This is a genomic window from Paraflavitalea pollutisoli, assembly GCF_029360705.1.
In the GTDB taxonomy this organism is placed as follows: domain Bacteria; phylum Bacteroidota; class Bacteroidia; order Chitinophagales; family Chitinophagaceae; genus Paraflavitalea; species Paraflavitalea pollutisoli.
This window is the reverse complement of the sequence record NZ_JARKMX010000008.1, coordinates 3,765,092-3,784,864: the sequence shown is the minus strand read 5'-3', so window position 1 is coordinate 3,784,864 and position 19,773 is coordinate 3,765,092. Positions and strand designations below refer to the sequence as shown.

General features: G+C 49.2%; 14 protein-coding genes. 12 read left to right on the top strand and 2 right to left on the bottom strand.

The window, feature by feature from the left end; all coding sequences use genetic code 11:
• Positions 1-112: 112 nt before the first annotated feature.
• The 3 genes from P2W70_RS28750 to P2W70_RS28740 all read left to right on the top strand — a co-directional run bounded on the left by P2W70_RS28750 (position 113) and on the right by P2W70_RS28740 (position 7,446).
• Positions 113-4,945 (top strand): Ig-like domain-containing protein, encoded by a 4,833-nt coding sequence (locus tag P2W70_RS28750; RefSeq protein WP_276485028.1) that lies wholly within the window; start codon positions 113-115, stop codon positions 4,943-4,945.
• A 66-nt stretch (positions 4,946-5,011) separates the two neighbouring features.
• On the top strand, positions 5,012-5,983 hold the full coding sequence (locus P2W70_RS28745; protein ID WP_276485027.1) for a type IX secretion system membrane protein PorP/SprF: 972 nt from the start codon (positions 5,012-5,014) through the stop codon (positions 5,981-5,983).
• A gap of 47 nt (positions 5,984-6,030) precedes the next feature.
• Positions 6,031-7,446 (top strand): OmpA family protein, encoded by a 1,416-nt coding sequence (locus P2W70_RS28740; protein ID WP_276485026.1) that lies wholly within the window; start codon positions 6,031-6,033, stop codon positions 7,444-7,446.
• A gap of 95 nt (positions 7,447-7,541) precedes the next feature.
• Here the strand turns inward: P2W70_RS28740 and P2W70_RS28735 are convergent, their stop codons facing one another.
• Positions 7,542-8,435, bottom strand: coding sequence for a DNA-3-methyladenine glycosylase family protein (locus tag P2W70_RS28735; protein WP_276485025.1), 894 nt, complete (start codon positions 8,433-8,435; stop codon positions 7,542-7,544).
• Positions 8,436-9,170: 735 nt separating this feature from the next.
• Between P2W70_RS28735 and P2W70_RS28730 the strand changes: the two genes are divergently transcribed.
• The 4 genes from P2W70_RS28730 to moeB all read left to right on the top strand — a co-directional run bounded on the left by P2W70_RS28730 (position 9,171) and on the right by moeB (position 12,137).
• Positions 9,171-10,115 carry a PLP-dependent cysteine synthase family protein gene (locus P2W70_RS28730; protein WP_276485024.1) on the top strand — a complete coding sequence of 315 codons (945 nt, stop codon included), beginning with the start codon at positions 9,171-9,173 and terminating at the stop codon, positions 10,113-10,115.
• A gap of 29 nt (positions 10,116-10,144) precedes the next feature.
• Positions 10,145-10,558 carry a M67 family metallopeptidase gene (locus tag P2W70_RS28725; protein WP_276485023.1) on the top strand — a complete coding sequence of 138 codons (414 nt, stop codon included), beginning with the start codon at positions 10,145-10,147 and terminating at the stop codon, positions 10,556-10,558.
• A 65-nt stretch (positions 10,559-10,623) separates the two neighbouring features.
• Positions 10,624-10,902, top strand: coding sequence for a MoaD/ThiS family protein (locus P2W70_RS28720; protein WP_276485022.1), 279 nt, complete (start codon positions 10,624-10,626; stop codon positions 10,900-10,902).
• A 71-nt stretch (positions 10,903-10,973) separates the two neighbouring features.
• A complete protein-coding gene (gene moeB / locus P2W70_RS28715) occupies positions 10,974-12,137 on the top strand; it encodes a molybdopterin-synthase adenylyltransferase MoeB (protein WP_276485021.1) in 1,164 nt (387 codons plus the stop codon).
• A 106-nt stretch (positions 12,138-12,243) separates the two neighbouring features.
• On the opposite strand, the gene P2W70_RS28710 is transcribed toward moeB, so the two are convergent.
• On the bottom strand, positions 12,244-13,815 hold the full coding sequence (locus P2W70_RS28710) for a hypothetical protein (RefSeq protein WP_276485020.1): 1,572 nt from the start codon (positions 13,813-13,815) through the stop codon (positions 12,244-12,246).
• A gap of 213 nt (positions 13,816-14,028) precedes the next feature.
• Between P2W70_RS28710 and P2W70_RS28705 the strand changes: the two genes are divergently transcribed.
• The 5 genes from P2W70_RS28705 (at position 14,029) to P2W70_RS28685 (ending at position 19,754) form a co-directional block, all read left to right on the top strand.
• A complete protein-coding gene (locus P2W70_RS28705; protein ID WP_276485019.1) occupies positions 14,029-15,201 on the top strand; it encodes a 2-isopropylmalate synthase in 1,173 nt (390 codons plus the stop codon).
• 96 nt (positions 15,202-15,297) lie between these two features.
• A complete protein-coding gene (leuC, locus tag P2W70_RS28700; protein WP_276485018.1) occupies positions 15,298-16,695 on the top strand; it encodes a 3-isopropylmalate dehydratase large subunit in 1,398 nt (465 codons plus the stop codon).
• A 15-nt stretch (positions 16,696-16,710) separates the two neighbouring features.
• Positions 16,711-17,307 (top strand): 3-isopropylmalate dehydratase small subunit, encoded by a 597-nt coding sequence (leuD, locus tag P2W70_RS28695; protein ID WP_276485017.1) that lies wholly within the window; start codon positions 16,711-16,713, stop codon positions 17,305-17,307.
• Positions 17,308-17,339: 32 nt separating this feature from the next.
• Positions 17,340-18,455 (top strand): 3-isopropylmalate dehydrogenase, encoded by a 1,116-nt coding sequence (gene leuB / locus P2W70_RS28690; protein ID WP_276485016.1) that lies wholly within the window; start codon positions 17,340-17,342, stop codon positions 18,453-18,455.
• A 357-nt stretch (positions 18,456-18,812) separates the two neighbouring features.
• Positions 18,813-19,754, top strand: a complete 942-nt coding sequence (locus tag P2W70_RS28685; RefSeq protein WP_276485015.1) for a branched-chain amino acid transaminase — start codon at positions 18,813-18,815, stop codon at positions 19,752-19,754.
• The last annotated feature ends 19 nt before the right edge of the window (positions 19,755-19,773 follow it).

Genomic DNA, 19,773 nt, shown 5'->3' with positions numbered 1-19,773 from the left:
TTGTAGCGCAGTAATAGATTTTGATATTGACTAAACTCTATACCGTATGGTTACTTTGTCAGAACCCGCTGTCCCCGCGATCGTAACTGGGGCTAACCGTTTCAAAAGCTATTTGACGGTACTATTTGCCATGCTTGTGTGTATGCTGGGCGTACATACGGGCGTTTTCGCATTTACAGGAGACGCGGGCAAGCCGCCTGTGGCAACCGACCCGGATCTGACAAAGTCGCAATTCGTTATTGTCAAGAATAACTCGATCGCTAACGGTATTGACCAGAATATTGTTAAGGTAGTGGTAGTGGATAAGGACAACAATCCGCTGGATAAGGTTCCGGTGTACTTTTTCTTACCTGATGGAACTACGCAAGCACCGGTGACACAGCCGGATGGTTCGATAACGTTTTCCGTAGGGCGGACCTCGGTGGGAGCGTTTACGATCTCCATCTCTATTGGTACCAGCCCTGTCAAGAAAACAGTGACCGTATATTTTAAAGCGGAAAATCCTTCTGTTGATTCCGAAAATACCAGGATCGATATTATTAAAGGAACGGCCATTGCCAATAATACAGACCGAACCATCATACGGGCTACCGTAAAGGATAAATGGGGTCTACCCATCGATAAGGCAGCCGTACAGTTTATACTCCAATCGGGTACAGCCACTCCGGTCAGCACTCAATGGGACGGCCTGACCAACGCCTCTGGGGTATTTGAAATAGAACTGACAAGTTTTGTAGCAGGGAAAGTGATATTAAAAGCCCAATTAAATGGCATCGACTTTAAATATGGAGATATCCCTACGATCGTTGAATTTATAGCCGATGTTCCTGAACCAACCAATCCTTCTACGGTTCTGCTTACCGTTGAGCCAGTAGCCACGGCGGATTACCTGGATGAAGGTGTGGTGAAAGCCCGCATAGTCGATGCCAATGGCAATCCGGTACCCGGTGCTGCGGTGAGCTTTGCGCTTACGAGTGGAAGTGTGGGTGAGTTTAAGCATAATATCTTTTCTGGGGTCACGGATGCGAACGGTGAATTCTTTGGTTACCTGATCAGTAAAAAAGCAGGTGATGCAGTCGTTACTGCCACCGTGAACAATATTCCAATTATAAACCCTCAGCCTTCTGTTACTGTAAAATTTGTAGCTGGCCCGCCGGATGTTGTAGGCGGGTCGACCAGGTTGTTTGTTGTAGATGACATGGCGATTGCTGACAATGTGGACCGTAACCGTGTTCGCGCAAGGATCGCCGATGCTAATGGAAACCCGGTAGGAGGTGCACAGGTAACTTTTGTGGTTGTAAGCGGAACCGGTAATCCGGTGGGCAGCGCTACCGTCACTACTTCTGCAGGCGGCAATGCCTATCTCTACTACACCAGCCCGGTTGTAGGGCAAGTGCATGTCAAGGCTTACGTTGATGGCCAGGAGATCATTAACTATAGCCCGGCGATCATTACTTTCATTCATGATGTGCCCAGCACAACGCATCCAAGCACAAAGTTATTCGTAGATGACGATGAAGCAGTCGCGAATGGTACCGATCAAACGGTGCTCCGCGCGCACATCGTCGATAAATTCGGTAATCCCGTTAAAGATGCCGAGGTGGTATTTACCATCTCGGGTGGTTCTGTAGCCGGGACCGCTGTATTTGACGAATTTACCGGTATTGTAAAGACTGATGTCAATGGCAATGCCATCATAAAAGTTACCAATAAATACGCAGGAACCGTATCGGTAACGGCCACCCTCGGTGGACAGACTATTTCTGGCAGTCCGGGTGTTGTTCGCTTCGTTGCGGATCAGCCTAATACCGGTAACCCATTAACGAGGTTGGTTGTTGTGGTGGGTGTAGCCAAGGCCAATGATGCGGATCTTGCCGTGGTGAAGGTGATTGTTGTAGATGCCAACGGCAATCCTGTTCCGAATGCAACAGTACAATTTGTTAAGCAATCTGGCGATGCCAGCTTTGTTCCCGCTAACGGTGTTGCAACAACCGGTCCCAATGGCGAAGCTACCATCAGTCTAAAAAGCGCTGTTGCCGGTGACGTTGTGGTAGGAGCTATCATCAACGGTAATCCGGTCGGTAATACGGTTAGCGTGAAATTTGTAGCAGATGACCCTTCCACCACCCGTCCGGAAACCACCTTGTTACCCGGTGATCCTGTAGCGGTGGCAGACTATATTGATTTTGCTACGGTGAAAGCCAAAGTGGTCGATGCCAACGGTAATCCTGTTCAGGGACAGCTGGTGATATTTTCGATCGAGCCCGGCGGAACGTCTACTACGGCCGCTCTGCCAAATGGCTCTGCTTATACCAATACCAGCGGTATTGCTGAGATCATAGTTAAAAGCACCAAGGTGGGTACTGCCAAAGTGGTGGCCACTGTCAACGGTCAGCCGATCGTGAATGGCAGTCCGCAGGTGGTGACTTTTGTAAGCGGTCCGCCAGATGTAACCAAGCCTGCCACTTATCTGCGGGTAAAACAAAATTATGCCAAGGCCAATGGCATTGCGGTCAACATTGTTGAAGCCTTTGTCGTGGATGCCAACGGCAACCCGGTAAGCAATGTGGTCATCACCTTTAAGAAGAATGGTGCGGTGTTCTTTACCAGCGCCACGCCAACACTGGTCAACGGCCAGGCCGAAATACAATTGACCAGTACTGTAGCCGGTGAATTTGAGATCACGGCAACGGTGGATGGAAAAGATATCACCAACGGCAGCCCGACTGTTGTCATATTTGTGGCTGATGATCCGGAGCCCGCCAATCCGCTGACCACCCTTTCTGTGGTCATTCCAAAAGCTATAGCGAACGGAACGGCGATCACCAAGGTCAAGGCTCATATCGTCGATGCCAACGGAAATCCTGTGAAGAATGCGACGGTAGAGTTTTCCTGGATAGGTGCTGCCAATGTAGAGGACGATAACAACCAGTTCAAAACGGATGACAACGGAGATGCCTATATAGAATTTACCAGTACCGTGGTAGGCATTGTCAGCGTGACGGCGAAAGTTAATGGTGTTGCTATCCTGAACCCGGCTCCTGGTGGCCAGGTACAGGTGGAATTTATCGTTGACGAGCCGGCGACCAGCAATCCTTCTACCAGACTTATTGTGAAAACTACCGGCGCGCTTGCCAATGGAGTGGCGGTGAACGAAGTTCGCGCACATGTGGAAGATGCGCAAGGTAACCCGGTACCCGGTATACGGGTTGACTTTACGAAGGCCAGTGGAGACGCTACCTTCTTTGGTGACGCGTTCGGTATCACCGATGGAAACGGGGATGTGATCGTGGCATTGGTCAGTACCGTTGCCGGTAAAGTGGATGTTACGGCAGTGATCGGCACTAAGTCAATTGAATATGGTAGTCCGGCCCAGGTAGAATTTATCGCTGGCGATCCGGATCCCGGACATTTGGAAACCAAGCTGATCGTTGTGATCGAGAAGGCATTAGCCGATAATAAATCACTTACCTCCGTCAAAGCCCATGTGGTGGATGCTTTTGGTAACCCAGTGCCCAATGTAGTGGTTAGGTTTACCATTGCGGCGGGAACGGCTAGCTTTAAGGATGGGCCGACAGTCACTACGAACAAAGACGGTGACGCGGTGGTGACCCTTTACAGCGATGTAATTGGAACGGCAACGTTGACTGCAGAGATCGTGTCTCCTGTTGCTGCTCCCATCACGCATCAAAGTCCCGCGACTGTAGAGTTTATTTTAGGCCCACCAGATCCTGGCAATGCATTTTCCTATATCGCCGTTCAGGCCGACAATGCAAAAGCAAATGGGGCAGATCTGAATAAAGTAGTTGTCAAGATCGTCGATGCGGGTGGACACCCTATTCAAGGCGCGAACATTGTATTCACGTTCGTTTCCGGTACAGCCACGATCGCTGAAAATGGCCCGATCCTGACCGACGCCAATGGGGACGCACACATTACCTTATATAGTACGGTGGCTGGCAGGGTAAACCTGACAGCGACAGCCAATGGAGTCGAGATCGTCAATGGCAGTCCTGCTATCGTCACCTTCGTAGCTGGAGAACCTGAGCCTACCAATAAATCGACCGAATTGGTGGTGCTGGCTGATAAAGCAAGTGCCAACGGGATTGCCACCAACAGCGTAAAGGTTCGTGTGGCAGATTTCTATGGTAACGCGGTGCCCGGTGTGCCTGTCGAGTTTACCGTGGCAACCGGTACGGCAACCATTGTCGAGGCTGGCCCTTATGTGACGGATGAAAAAGGGGAAGTGATCATTACGCTCACCAGTACCATTGGTGGAACCGTGGAGATCACGGCTAAAGCTGATGGCCTGGATGTCATCAACGGTAGTCCGGCAACGCTCCTTTTTGTCTCGGATCCTGATGTTACTCATCCTGAAACGAAGTTGATCGTTGTGAGCAACGATGCCATAGCCGATGGTGTTGAAACAAACAGTGTCAAAGCTCATGTGGTGGACGCCAATGGTACGCCGCTTAACCTGAAGGAAGTCTTCTTCCGTATTGAATCGGGGGATGCCACTGTGTTGACCATACAACCGGTGCTGACCGACGTGAATGGTGATGCTACCATCTTACTGGCCAGCAAAACTGCCGGTGCAGTAACGGTTACAGCCAAAGTGATTGATAAGCCAATTGTTTTCGGCAGTCCGGCCAAGCTGCGTTTTGTGCCGATCGATATCTATGTTCCAAGAGTGTTCACGCCGAACAGTGACGGAAAGAACGATGTCGCGAAGCCAATCGTGGTTGGATTGACTACTTTCCACTACTTCAGTATTTACAACCGGTGGGGTAACCTGTTATTTACGACAAAAGATCCGAACATGGGTTGGGATGGCAGGTTCAAGGGCGTACTACAACCGGTAGAAACTTATCTGTGGATAGCGGAAGGTCTTGATAAAGACAAAAAGAAGATCGTTCGCAGGGGAATGATCTCGCTGGTAAGGTAAGCGTGCCCCAATATTATGTGTAATGATCAGGGTATATCCGATATCAAAAATTAAAACCAAGGCCAAATGAAATCAGTTTGGTTACTCATCGCGGGCATCACATGGACGGCAATCGCCGGGGCGCAGGAGATCAACTTCTCCCGGGTGCAGGATATGGCTGTCTGGTACAACCAGTCGCTGAAGACGGATAAACAGAATAGCATCAAGCTAAACTACCGGAATGTAAAATATGGCGGCCTGATTGCGTACAATAGTATCAGCGCGATGGCCGATATGCCGATCCTCTCGAAGGAGAAAAAGGAGGCTGCCAGTAGCGGAGGATATTTCAGCGCCAGTGCGGGTGCGGCTTCCGATAAATCGAATCAGGGCATACTCAACAATACCCTCGGCTTGCTGGGGATTTCGTATGCCATTCCCATCGACAAAAAAGAGACCTATATCGCGGCTGGCTTTCAGGGGGTGTACTACCAAAGCAACCTGAATATCAATGGGGGGAACCTGTTTGGCGACCAGTTTGACAAATATGGTCCGGTAGATGGGATGGCCAGTTCCGATCGTTTTGCGAATGGCTGGTCGTATGGATATTTTAATGTGAATGCCGGCATCTCAATTTTTAATAATTCAGCGTTTAATAAGTGGTATGTCGGTGCTTCCGTCATGCACATCAATAAGCCTTTCACGGATAAAGAAAGAACAAAGGACTTTAAACTGCGCCAGGCGATTGGTATACAGGGCGGATACAAATTTGCGACTGGCCTCGATGACGATGAGTGCGGGGTGTATGTGTCGATGAACTGGCAGGGTAGGGCCTATAAGCATTTTTTCAACGGTACCTATGCTACCCCCATCAAACAAATGCCGGGGGCGGCTGTCGGGTTCGGACTTGGATACCGCTATGAAGATGCCCTGGTACCGAACCTGGAGTTACGGTATATGAAACTGATACTTGGTATTTCGTATGATGTCAATATTACAGAGCTTAATGCTGCCGGTATAAAACGTAATGGATTGGAGATGGCCATTCGACTTGATTTCTAAGACTTACCTTGATACCTATGCAATAACCCTTGAAAAATCAATAACCAATGAAAAAGGTATTAGTCTGTTTGGCGGTGTGCCTGGTGCTGGCCGCAAAAGCCATCCACGCACAGGAGGTGGCGAGGGAATGGGATAACAGATGGTTTATTTCACCCCTCACTAAATTCCAGATCCAGGAATTTGGTATGCTGGAGAAAAACAAACATGGTTTTGTCAGCAACGCCAATGAGCTGCCGATCATGGATAAGATCAATGCATCCTTTGCGGCGTCTGCCTACAAGAATATAGTCGGCCGGCTGTCTTTCAGTGTAGATATTGGCCTGGCATATGGTCATGTTACCAGCAAAGACCGGTTGATCAGTACTACCAAGAAGGAGACTTATAACCTGCTCAATGCTACCTTGTACTATCATTTGTTGAGCCATCGTTACCGGCTGCAGCCCTTCATTTCGGCGGGCATCAATAACCTGATCAATGATTCTTCTTATACCAGTGCGCCGATGGGCGTGGGTTTGAAGTTCACTTCCAAGAAGATCATGATCATGGGCCAGGCAGCTTATGGCTATTCGGTCAGCAAGAATATGGCTAATACCCTGATGTATTCTGTGGGTATGTATATAGGTATCAACAACAAGAAAAAGAAGAAATCGGACAAGGATAAGGCAGCGGCTGAACAGGCGGCTCTTGATTCGATGAAACTGGCCGATAGTCTGGCGAAAAAGCCGGATAGCTCCAAAGCGACGATTATTAACAACTACTTCTATAATGTGAATGTAGATTCATTGCTGAAGGCGCAGCAAGGGGCGAATGGTGGTATCAACAATGGCGCCACTGGCACCGAGGCGGGAGGCCATAACAATGGTAACGCCGGTGTGGATGAAAATGGTGGAGATGGCAGCCAGGGTGGTCAGGGAAGCCAGGGCAACAACAGCCAGGGTAAGATTGGGCAGGGCAAAAATGGGCAAGGTAATGCCAGCAAATTACCCAGTGGTAAAAACAAGAATAGTGACTGGAGCAACAACCGGGAAGATGGTCAGAGCGACTTCGGAGATTCTCTGGCGGGTGGTAAAACAGCCCAGGCCTTTGATCTGATCGATTACCAGGTGGATACCATCAACGGTAAACAAGTGATTAAATTCACCGTATACTTCTACTACAAAGACTTTTCACTGACCTCGCGGGCATTTGGCACGATCGACAAGGTGATCACCCAACTGAAAAATGACCCGACTAAGGTGGTAGACATCAAGGGGTATACGGATAACGTGGGATCTACAGAATACAATAACTTCCTTTCGATGAGACGTGCACAAATGGCATTCAATTATATGACGAGCCGGGGCATTGCAGCCGAAAGGTTGATCGTCAGCTACTATGGTAAAGAATATCCTGTAGCGGAAAATACACCGGCCCATGCATGGCTCAACCGACGCGTTGAAGTTGTGATCCACGACAAAGATTAACACGTTCGCACACTGTATAATCAAGCGGGCGCTCCTGATAAGGGCGCCCGTTTTGTATGTTGGGGTACAGCAGCCTGCCCATGTTCTTATTGATCTCAGGCATGGCTCAGGCTTCGCCACAGGTAGAATACCAGGTAGCTTTCCCAGCCCTTGAACTGTTTGAACAATTTGTCGATGCGGGTATGGTCCTGGCGGTCTTTGATCAACTGGTGATTGGTGAGGGCATTCAGCAGCCCCACGTCTCCCATCGGTATCGCCTGCAACTGCTTCAGCGATTTCATGATCGCATAATTAGCCGTCCAGACCCCGATGCCACGGACGGCTGTTAGTTGAGCGACCTGTTCGTTGTAACTGCTGCATTGCTGCAGGCGTTCTTTGCTCAAGGTGCCAGCTGCGAACAGACTTGCGATGGATAACAGGTATTCTGCTTTGCGGGTAGAAAATTGCAGCGCGCGCAGTGCTTCCATGCTGACTGATTGCAATACCTCAGGTGCCGGGAAGATGTGGAGGGTATGATCGTTGAACGATATCGGGGTACCATATTGTTCCACCAGTCTTCTTTTGAGGATATAGGCGAATGTGAGGTTGATCTGCTGGCCGATAATGCTCCAGCACAATGCTTCGAAGAGATCGTGTATACCGATCAGGCGAAAGCCGGCATAGTCGGTGGCCATGTAGGCCAGTTGTTTGTGTTTGGCGAGCAGTTTGTAGAACGGCGTGATGTCCCGGTCGAGGTCAAACCAATCGCTGATATAGCGTTCCAGTGCCTGCTCTTGTTGAGGAGATAGCTGCTGATCTCCCAGGTGCAACAGGAGGTGCCGTTCATCGGCCTGCAGGGTGAAGGCTATGTTCTGTCCGTTGATACAGATCGCCTTATGTATCTTACCCGGTTCTATGACATGCAGGCAATCATCGTAGTTCCGGTTCAGGAACCACAGGCATTCGTCAAAGCTGAACAGGTTGGGCCTGGGAATCAGGATACGCTTCATGGGCCAAATGTAAGACGCCTTATATATACGGCCCCACCTGAATCTTGCGGCAAAGGCTCTTTCGATGCAGGGGGGCTGGCTGGCTGGGTTGCGGTGTGCTATCGACTGCCCCCTGCTTACCCCTTACCTATACCTTGCCTGACGCTCTAGCGGTTCTCTCTATAACCTCTCTATAACGCTGCTATAAGCTCTCTATAAGGTCTCTATAACTTTGTTACCCGTTACGGCAGGTGACTAATAGGATACGAATAGGGTATGGCTCCGGTACGGAAGGGGCGTTAAGAACCTATGCAGCAACCTGCTACCATCCTACTGCGTACCATAAGCGGACGTCTCTATATGTACTCTATATGTCTTCCTTATGTGCTCTATATGTTTTTGATGTGTTACGGCGCCTGTCAGCCGTATTGCTGCGATCTGGTGCAGCCAATCGCAGCTTTACCGGCCTGGGCGGGCGTTTTAACAAATTAGTCTACATTGTCTGTAGGAATTATCGGAAAAATCCCTTTATATTTGTAAGCCTATATGGATTTGCCCATCATGACATTTCAAAACCCACATAAAAATTGTTGTTGCTGTTGTTGTCAACACACCAGGGTTATTGGGGTGGGCGATAGCCATGGGTAGCAGCTGAATATCTATTATTCAACATATTGTGAGCTCCACCGTTGTGTGGGGCTTTTTTTATGTCTATATCAGTCAACCTATTCAAAAACTAACTTTAACACAGAGCCGATGCAAGACCTGATCGCTGACCCCGTAGATGAGCAATTGCTGGACAGCACCCGTTTGCTGGGTAACCAGATAGGCAACACACCTTTATATAGGATAACCAAATTGTTCAGTAAGCCCAACGTTGCCATTTACGCCAAGCAGGAATGGCTGCAGTTATCGGGCAGCGTGAAAGCCCGCGCCGGTTATAATATTTTCAGGTCGGCGATCGAGCGGGGGCAATTGACCAGGAATAAAGTGCTGTTGGATGCTACCAGTGGAAATACAGGCATCGCTTATGCGGCTGTTGGTCATCAGCTACAGGTACCGGTTACACTGTGTCTTCCTGAAAATGCTTCCAAAGAAAGAAAAGAGATCCTGCAGTCATTAGGGGCAACTATCATTTATACCTCGAAGTACGAAGGTACAGATGGCGCCCAGGCCGTTGCCAAAGAACTTGCCCTTAAGCATCCTGATCAATTTTTCTACGCCGATCAATACAAGAATGACAACAACTGGAAAGCTCACTACCATGGTACGGCGCTGGAAGTTGTTCAGGATCTTCCCGGCATTACTCATTTTGTAACGGGCCTGGGCACCAGTGGCACCTTCGTCGGTACGGGCCGTCGTTTGCGCGAACTGGTTCCGGATGTACAGCTCATTTCTTTGCAACCGGATAATCCGCTGCATGGTATGGAAGGGTGGAAGCATATGGAAACTGCGGTGGTGCCTACGATTTACGATACTACCGTAGCCGACGAAAACCTGGAAGTAGGTACAGAAGAAGCCTACGAAATTTTAAAGGCGGCCTACCAGTATGAAGGATTGTTACTCAGCCCATCAGCTGCCGCCAACCTGGCGGGTGCTATCCGCGTAGCCCAGCGACTGGACGCCGGTACAGTAGTAACCGTATTTCCTGACAATGCCGATAAATACAGCGAAGTAATCAATAAACTCATACAGCGATGATCCTTATTCAATCTACAGCCCGGGAACTTATGCTAGCAGATGCCGTACAAGCTTTCCCCGATGAATGCTGCGGCTTTCTATTTGGGCAGGAAGACGGTGAGGGACACCGGACGATCACTACCATCCGGGTAGTCAATAATGCAAAGGAAGGCGATAAGCGCCGGCGTTTCGTCATTGCGCCGTTGGACTATATCCAGGCGGAACAATTCGCCGAGGAAAGCGGATTGACCTTGCTGGGTGTTTACCATTCGCATCCCAATCATCCAGCCATCCCGTCGGAACATGACCGCATAGCGGCACAACCTTTTTTCTCTTATGTCATCGTTTCTGTGCTGGAAAGAAAGGTGGGGCCGGTGCGTTCCTGGAGATTGAACGATGAGGCACAGTTTGAAGAGGAATCGGTAGCAGTGCCTGTGCTGTCGACGGGCGCTGAAAATGCATAACCCCGTTAGCCATTAAACAGTATCCGATTCATCTATTTTACACAACAAATACAACATCAACGATCATGGCAACAGTAATCATTCCCACACCATTGCGTAAGTTTACCAACAACACGGCCCGCCTGGATATCAAGGCAGATACGATCGAAAATACCGTGCATGAATTAACCCTTAACTTTCCTGACCTGAAGAAGCATTTGCTGGACGACAAGGGGCAGATCCGGTCATTTGTCAACATCTTTGTCGGAAACGATGATATCCGTGACCTGCAACAAGGTAAGACGCCTGTGCAGACCGATACTGTAATCAGCATTGTGCCTGCCATTGCAGGAGGGTTTGCCTGAGATTAAGGTCAACCTGGTCTTTACCCTGTGGCAGCCACACCTGCTTTTAATCATCATTCAATCAAACAACAATGAGTAATCATTCCAACATAACCTTTTCCAAAGAAGAACTGGCCCGTTACAACAGGCATATCATCATTCCTGAATTTGGCCTGGAGGCCCAGCAGAAGCTGAAAGCTGCCAAAGTATTGATCGTTGGTTCCGGAGGTCTGGGCAGTCCGGCCTTGCTGTACCTGGCTGCGGCAGGCGTTGGTACTATAGGTATTGTGGATTTTGATGTGGTGGATGACAGCAACCTGCAACGCCAGATCCTGTTTGGTGTGGAAGCTGTCGGTACGCCCAAGGTAGAGGCCGCCAAGGCACGGTTACAGGCACTCAATCCGCATATCCATATCATTTTACACAATACACAACTTACCTCGAAGAACGCGCTGGATATTCTGAAGGACTATGACCTGGTAGCCGATGGTACGGATAATTTTCCTACCCGTTACCTGGTCAATGATGCTGCGGTACTACTCGGTAAGCCCAATATTTATGCCTCTATTTTCCAATTCGAGGGCCAGGTTTCGGTATTCAACTATACCAATAAAGATGGAGTGGTAGGCCCTAACTACCGCGACCTGTATCCAACACCTCCACCGCCGGGTCTTGTGCCCAGTTGTGCTGAAGGTGGGGTATTGGGTGTACTGCCCGGTATCATTGGCAGTCTGCAGGCGCTGGAGGTGATCAAAGTGATCACGGGGGTGGGAGAGCCGCTGGTGGGGCGTTTTTACATGTTCGACGCGCTCAATTTCGAGAGCCGTACGTTCAATATTTCACGCCGCGAAGACAACCCGCTGAACGGTAAAAATCCTACGATCACGGCGTTGATCGATTATGAACAATTTTGCGGTATGAAGGCTGTTGAGAAGCCCGTGAAGGAAATATCTGCCCGTGACCTGTATGATTGGCAGGTGAAGGGAGAAGCGTTTCAGCTGGTGGATGTACGGGAACAGGATGAATATGATTTCGTCAACATTGGGGCCGAACTGATCCCACTGGGTACAGTCGCTGCCAACGCCGATAAATTCAGCCGCGATGTAAAGGTGGTGGTGCATTGTAAGATGGGTGGCCGTAGTGCCAAAGCCATTCGAGAGCTGGAGGAGAAATTCGGATTCACCAATCTGTACAACCTGAAAGGGGGCATCCTTGGCTATATTGACGAGGTTCGTCCCGAACTGTCAAAATATTAAGCGTCAAAAAGCCGGTCCTGATAGACCGGCTTTTTTTATACATTGCTCCAGGAGAACGTTTACAGTTCAGGGCTGCCTATGGGATGTGCGACAGGTTGCCCGTTCTTTATTCTCCCTTTAGTTCGGTAGCCTTGTGCTTTACGGCAGCCAGGTATTTCTGGCGGATCACATCCTGTACGGGGGTGTTGTTGATCTTGCTTTCGAGCCAGGAAATGATATCGAGGTACATGAATGCCCGTGTTTCGAAGCGATTGCGTTCATGTTGTTTCAGTTTGTTCAACAGCTTTTCAAACTCTCCTTTCAATTGTTTCGGCGATACATGAAACGACCTGCGCAGGAATCGGAAGATCTCTTCTTCTACCACACTCAGGTTCTCCATCTTGGCCATAAAGCGGTAAACTGATTTGAACAGGTATTCGAGCAGATCGAAATTGCCGAGTTCATAGTGTGCGATCAGGTGCAATAGCCGCGAATAACATTGCAGGTCGGTGCGGAGGTCGACTTTCCAGTTGATGATCTTGTTGAGGTAGTCGATCGCCTGCTCATAATGAGCGCTGCCAAAATACAGGGAAGCAATCTTATAGTAGAAGATAAGGATGCGGTGGCGGTCGAGATACAGGTAGTAATCCTTTAGTTTGGCTTCCGTTTCGGGTACCAGCGCCAGTCCTTCACTGAAAGTGCCTTCCATAAAGTGCTTGTTCATCCGGGCGATCTGCAGGTATACGAAGGTCTGGATGCGGCTGTTGGTATTGATGTCGGCTGCCTCCGAGCGGGCGAATGCTTCAAATTTGCCGAGGGTTTCATTGAACTTCTGGTAGTTCTGCAAATCAAAATGGGCACTCAGCAGGTTGTGCATGCCTTTGATGAAGTGGGCGGTTTCCACTTCTATCATAAACGGTTCTTTCTCGAATAGCTCCACCCATTTTTGCGTATACCGGTAGTATTGTAACAGGTCCTGTCGGATAAACGAATACCAGCAATAGCTTTGGTACAGGTAGAGTTTTTCGTAAAAACCTTTGATCTCCTCGCCGGCAGGGGGGATATGGGATTCGAAGAAGAGACGCACGGCCGCTTCGTCTTTTTCGTTGCGGGCATGTCCGTTCTTGATGTACCAGCTGTACAGCATCAGCGACAGGTTGGAGAGCTTGCCGGTATTGACGAGTTTGTTGTTGACCTCATTCACCTCGCTGGTAAGTCTTTCGGCCCGGTCCTGCATACTGCGCGTGATGTGGAGTGCCTCGATCTTCTTTTCGAAGAAAAGGGCCTGCAGGAGGTAAGTGACCTGGTTGTGGGCCCTGGCCGTTTCTTTCATGCGGTCGAGGATCTTCAGGCTTTGCAGGTATAGCCCCTTGTTGTACAGTATGCGGGCATAATCCATCTGTTCGTGCAGCTGGATATCGATATTGCTGTCGTCCTTCAGCAGTCGCAGGCTGGAGAGGATCTGTTTGTATAAATGGGCCTTGATATTGGATAGTTGCTGCTTCCTGATGCTTTCATTTTTCCGCAATAGCAGCACCTCGTCATATTCTTCCATCTTATCCAGTGCGTCGAATAACTGCACGACCTTCAGCTCCTCGCTGGAGGAGTTGCGCTGGACATACAGTTTAAAATTCCGCTTTTCAGACTTCTCCAGGGAGTGAATCAGCTGAAAAAGAGCATCGGTTGAGCGATTGGGCATCGTATTTAATAAACGTTAAACCTGTTGTAATTCAAATAGTTATGTATTGGTGTGCAGGGGTTAAGCAGTGTAAATTACTCACAATTTTGATTTCCCTTCCTCGGTAAACAGAGATAATTTCGGTAACGCAGGTTGTTTAAATGGTATCTAAGCAAGCAACACAAATTTAAGCAGCCTGCTCCTTTATCTTATTACCCTTTTTCAAAATTTATTATGCCAGGACAAAAGGTCTTCATTTTTGACACTACTTTACGCGATGGGGAGCAAGTACCCGGATGTAAGCTGAACACTACCGAAAAGATTGAAATAGCGTTGGCGCTCGAAGCACTGGGAGTAGACATCATCGAAGCTGGTTTTCCCATCTCATCACCTGGCGATTTCCAAAGTGTTAATGAGATTGGTAAGGTCATCAAGAATGCGGTGGTGTGCGGCCTGAGCCGTGCGGTGCAGAAAGACATCGAGGTGGCTGCAGAAGCTTTGCAGAGTGCTAAACGGAGGCGGATCCACACCGGTATCGGTACCTCCGACTTTCATATTAAATCAAAGTTTAATTCTACCCGCGAAGAGATCCTGGAGCGTGCTGCCCAGGCTGTAAAGTGGGCGCGCAACTTCACCGACGACGTGGAGTTTTACGCGGAGGATGCTGGCCGTACCGACAACGAGTACCTGGCCCGGGTAGTAGAAGCGGTGATCGCAGCCGGTGCTACCACTGTCAATATCCCCGATACAACAGGTTATTGCCTGCCACACCAGTATGGCGAAAAGATCGCTTTCCTGGTCAACAACGTACCCAATATCGATAAGGCGGTACTGTCTTGTCATTGCCACAACGACCTGGGTCTGGCTACTGCCAACTCCATTGCCGGTGTGATCAGTGGCGCCCGTCAGATCGAATGTACCATCAACGGACTGGGTGAAAGAGCTGGTAATACCTCCCTCGAAGAAGTGGTGATGGTGATCAAGCAACACGCGAGTACCCTCGGTTTCTATACCGATATCAACAGTAAGCAGTTGAATCCGCTCAGCCGCCTGGTATCGGATACCATGCGGATGCCGGTTCAGCCCAATAAAGCCATCGTAGGGGCCAATGCTTTCTCGCACTCCTCCGGTATTCACCAGGACGGGTTCCTGAAAGATGCACAAACCTATGAGATCATCAATCCGGAAGAAGTGGGTGCAGATGGCAGCAAGATCGTGCTGACCGCCCGTAGCGGCCGTAGTGCGCTGGCTCACCGCTTCCAGAAGCTGGGCTTCCAGTTCAACCGGAATGATGTGGATGTACTCTATGAACAATTCCTGAAAGTGGCCGATAGAAAGAAAGAGGTGGGTGATGAAGACCTGCAGGAACTGGCTACCCAATATCAGGGTAAAGCCATTGTAGCCTAAGAGAGCAGTATTTTCTCATAATCATGTAGTTTTTGTTTAGGCGTGGCGCTTTTGCGCCACGCTTTCATTCCCGAAGGAAAGCAAGCACAAAAAGAAATGGGCAAAACATTATTCGATAAGATCTGGGAGAAGCACGTCGTCAGGCAAATTGACGGTGGGCCTGCGGTGTTGTATATCGATAAGCATTTCATTCACGAGGTGACGAGCCCCCAGGCATTCAAAGGATTGGAGAAGCGCGGCCTCAAGGTATTCCGTCCGCAGCAGGTTGTAGCCACGGCAGATCACAACGTTCCCACCGTTCAGCAGCACCTTCCCATCAAAGATGAGCTCTCGCGCAACCAGGTACAACAACTCATCGACAATTGTAAACATCACGACATCGAATTATATGGCCTTGGACACCCGTTCCAGGGCATTGTGCATGTAATAGGTCCCGAACTGGGCGTTACGCAACCTGGCATGACCATCGTTTGTGGCGACAGTCATACTTCTACCCACGGCGCTTTTGGATCGATTGCCTTTGGTATCGGTACCAGTGAAGTGGAAATGGTGATGGCTACGCAATGCCTTATGCAGAGCAAGCCCAAACTGATGCGCATCAACGTAGAGGGGACATTGAATAAAGGAGTGGTATCGAAAGATATCGTGCTGTACATCATTGCGCAGTTATCTGCCAGTGGTGCTACCGGCTATTTTGTAGAGTTTGCCGGCTCGGCCATCCGCGGCCTGAGTATGGAAGCGCGGATGACGATCTGCAATATGAGTATCGAGATGGGCGCCCGTGGCGGTATGATCGCTCCGGACGACATTACTTTCGATTATATCAAAGGCCGGCTGTTTGCTCCAGGTGTTGCCCAGTGGGAACGTAAGCTGGCTGCCTGGAAAGAGTTGTATACCGATGCCGATGCAGTATTCGACCGGGAAATAACGATTGCGGCGGCTGACATTGAGCCTATGATCACCTACGGTACCAATCCCGGTATGGGTATGGGTGTTTCGGGACATATTCCCGCCGAGCACGAGATTGAAGCCAAGGAAAAGCCTTCCTTCCTGAAATCTCTAGACTATATGGGACTGAAGCCCGGTACGGTCATCAAAGGACGTAAGGTAGATTATGTTTTCATTGGCAGCTGTACCAACAGTCGCATCGAGGATCTGCGCCTGGTGGCGTCGTTCGTAAAAGGACGGAAGAAAGCCGATGGTGTAGAGGTTTGGATCGTACCCGGTTCCAAGCAGGTAGAAAAACAAGCCATTGCCGAAGGCATCGATAAAATATTTGAAGAGGCTGGATTTCAGCTTCGTCAGCCTGGTTGCTCGGCCTGCCTGGCCATGAATGAGGACAAGATCCCGGCTGGTAAATATTGTATCTCTACTTCCAACCGCAATTTCGAAGGCAGACAAGGCCCCAGTGCCCGGACCCTGCTGGCGAGTCCGCTGACCGCTGCGGTGGCTGCTATTACCGGTGAAGTGGGTGACGTACGTGAGTTTCTGTAGTCAACAATGTAAATAATGAGCAAAGCGATCAATATAATTAAGAGTACGGCGGTTCCGGTCAATATCGAAAATATCGATACTGATCAGATCATTCCGGCGCGTTTCCTCAAGGCTACCAGCCGTGATGGGTTTGGTAAGAACCTGTTTCGCGACTGGCGCTTTCAGAACGATGATGAGCAGCAGCCCAAACAGGATTTTGTGATGAACAATCCGGCCTACAAAGGCAGGATACTGGTGGGTGCCCGTAATTTCGGTTGCGGATCTTCCCGTGAGCATGCAGCCTGGGCCATCAAGGATGCTGGCTTTGATGTAGTGGTCAGCAGCTTCTTCGCAGACATTTTCCGTAACAACTCGCTCAACAATTTTCTGCTGCCGGTACAGGTGAGTGAAGCGTTCCTGCAGCAATTGTTCCAGGCTGTAGAGCAGGATGCCACAGCGGAAATCGAAGTAAACCTGGAAGAACAAACCATTACGCTCCTGGCGACCGGTGCCCGGGAGTCATTTGATATTAACAGCTATAAGAAGACCTGCCTACTGAACGGATATGATGATATCGACTATCTGTTGAGCATGCGTAATGATATCGTGGCCTTTGAAACGGCCCGCCCCTGAACGTTATCCTAAGCCAGAAAACAAACCACTACATGGAAAAAAATATTGTTGTAATAGAAGGTGATGGGATCGGCCCGGAAGTCACCCGGCAGTCGCTCAAAGTGCTCAATGCTATTGCAGAGCAGTTTGGTCACCACTTCCATTACAAGTACTGTCTGATGGGTGCCGACGCCATCGATAAAACAGGCAACCCCTTACCTGATGAAACCATCGAAGCCAGCCTTAACAGCGATGCCATCCTGTTTGGTGCCATCGGGCATCCTAAATACGACAATGACCCGTCGGCAAAAGTGCGTCCTGAGCAAGGTCTGCTGAAGTTGCGCAAGTCACTGCAATTGTTTGCCAATATACGGCCGGTAACTACGTATCCTGCCCTGCAACACCTGTCGCCCCTGAAAGCTAAGAATATTGAAGGCGTTGATTTTGTGATCTTCCGTGAGCTGACGGGTGGTATTTACTTCGGTAAAAAAGAAGTTAACGAAGAGCATACACAAGCCTCTGACGATTGTGTGTATACCCGCGAGGAGATTGAACGGGTTTCGCACCTTGCCTTCAGGTCGGCTCAGCAACGCCGGAAGAAGTTAACCTTGGTAGACAAGGCGAATGTTTTGGAGACTTCCAGACTTTGGCGTAAGGTAGTACAGGAGATCGCTGTTCAATACCCCGACGTTGCTGTAGACTTCCTGTTTGTCGATAATGCGGCGATGCAGATCATCCTGAACCCCCGTCAGTTTGACGTGGTGCTTACGGAAAACATGTTTGGCGATATTATCAGTGATGAAGCCAGTGTGATTGCCGGTTCGCTGGGTTTATTGCCTTCAGCTTCTGTAGGTAAGGGAGCAGCTTTGTTTGAGCCCATTCATGGTTCTTATCCACAGGCGGCTGGCAAGGATATTGCGAACCCATTGGGTTCTATCCTGTCTGCAGCCATGATGCTGGATTTTCTGGGTCTTCCCAAAGAAGCGGTGTTGGTAAGGGAAGCTGTGGAGTGGACTTTGCAAAACGGATTTGTGACGAAAGACATCGATCCCATTAATTTCTATTTCACGTCTACCATTGGTGAACTGATCTGCGACTATGTTGCCAATCGTATACCAGATGGTGTGAACAAGGCCAATATTGAATTGAGGAAGTCTACCATTATATAATAAAGGAAGACCTGGTCTCAATGTTCTTGAAGTGAAGATCTTATCGCCGGGTATCGGATGCGAACAGTTGTCATGATAGCTGGTGATGCAAAATAAAGTTGCTGGCTGTAGTTCTTTTTTTGAAGCGGGGGGTGTATATTCGCAGTACATCATTCCTTCTATGTTGAAAAGCAGATTCAATAATGTGATCACTGTGTTAGCCGCAATAATTATTGTGGTCGTGGTCATTATTATTCCTGCATCAAACGGAGGTGGTGTTTAACGTATAATAAAACAGTTAAAAATACTAAGCGACCCGCCTCCAAAAAGGCGGGTTTCTTTTTTGTTTAAACCTGTCCTAACACAAAATCATGAATCATGGCATCCTATTACAACGAGCACACGATTGTTTATCTTGACGGTAAGTATGTAAAATCCACGGAGGCGAAGGTTGATCTGTACGGACAAACCTTGCATTATGGTCTGGGCGTTTTCGAAGGCATCCGTTCTTACAGGAACGTCAACGGCGATACGAAGATCTTTAAAGCCTGGGAGCATTACGAACGCCTGCGCAAATCTGCTGAAGCGCTCAATATGCCTTATCCCTGGCACGATATCGACCTGATCAACGCTACGTATGAAGTGTTGCAGCGCAACAATCTGCAGGATGCTTACATCAGGCCGCTCGTATACGGACCGGCTAATATGAGTTTCAATCTGAACGCCGAATCGCATATTGTGATCGAGGTATGGGAGATGGGTAAGTTTCTCGGCGATAAATTACTGCGTGTAATGACCTCGCCCTTCCAACGGCCCAATCCTGCCGCCTTTAAGATAGAAGCGAAAGCCTGCGGTCATTACGTCAACTCCATACTCGCGAGCCAGGATGCCAAAGCAAAAGGATATGACGAGGCCCTGTTGACCGATATGCATGGATTTGTAGCAGAAGGACCCGGCGCTAATATGTTCTATGAAAAAGATGGCAAACTGATCACGCCTGCGCTGGGTAATATCCTACCGGGCATTACCAGGGCGACCATCATCGAATTGTGCCAGGAGTTGAAGATTACAGTAGAGGAAAAGCAGTTCACACCCGACACCCTGAAGCAAGCAGACTCGGCCTTCTTCTGTGGTACAGCTGCTGAAGTGATCGGATGGGAATCACTGGATGAAGTGAAGTTCCCGTTGAATTGGAACGATAGCCTGGGCAGGGTGCTGCAACAAGCCTATAAAGACAGGGTGACTGAACAGGCGCTGGCGCCGGAAAAACTGGACGGCAACAAAGGATTGAAAAGCAAAGAAGCAATAGCTACACGATAACAAGCACCATACACTTAAC

Bases quoted from the DNA above. Each gene is read 5' to 3' on its own strand.
- P2W70_RS28685 (WP_276485015.1), top strand. From the start codon at position 18,813: ATGGCATCCTATTACAACGAGCACACGATTGTTTATCTTGACGGTAAG.
- P2W70_RS28740 (WP_276485026.1), top strand. From the start codon at position 6,031: ATGAAAAAGGTATTAGTCTGTTTGGCGGTGTGCCTGGTGCTGGCCGCA.
- P2W70_RS28735 (WP_276485025.1), bottom strand. From the start codon at position 8,435: ATGAAGCGTATCCTGATTCCCAGGCCCAACCTGTTCAGCTTTGACGAA.
- P2W70_RS28720 (WP_276485022.1), top strand. From the start codon at position 10,624: ATGGCAACAGTAATCATTCCCACACCATTGCGTAAGTTTACCAACAAC.
- P2W70_RS28745 (WP_276485027.1), top strand. From the start codon at position 5,012: ATGAAATCAGTTTGGTTACTCATCGCGGGCATCACATGGACGGCAATC.
- P2W70_RS28725 (WP_276485023.1), top strand. From the start codon at position 10,145: ATGCTAGCAGATGCCGTACAAGCTTTCCCCGATGAATGCTGCGGCTTT.
- P2W70_RS28705 (WP_276485019.1), top strand. From the start codon at position 14,029: ATGCCAGGACAAAAGGTCTTCATTTTTGACACTACTTTACGCGATGGG.
- leuB (WP_276485016.1), top strand. From the start codon at position 17,340: ATGGAAAAAAATATTGTTGTAATAGAAGGTGATGGGATCGGCCCGGAA.
- moeB (WP_276485021.1), top strand. From the start codon at position 10,974: ATGAGTAATCATTCCAACATAACCTTTTCCAAAGAAGAACTGGCCCGT.
- P2W70_RS28710 (WP_276485020.1), bottom strand. From the start codon at position 13,815: ATGCCCAATCGCTCAACCGATGCTCTTTTTCAGCTGATTCACTCCCTG.
- leuC (WP_276485018.1), top strand. From the start codon at position 15,298: ATGGGCAAAACATTATTCGATAAGATCTGGGAGAAGCACGTCGTCAGG.
- P2W70_RS28730 (WP_276485024.1), top strand. From the start codon at position 9,171: ATGCAAGACCTGATCGCTGACCCCGTAGATGAGCAATTGCTGGACAGC.
- leuD (WP_276485017.1), top strand. From the start codon at position 16,711: ATGAGCAAAGCGATCAATATAATTAAGAGTACGGCGGTTCCGGTCAAT.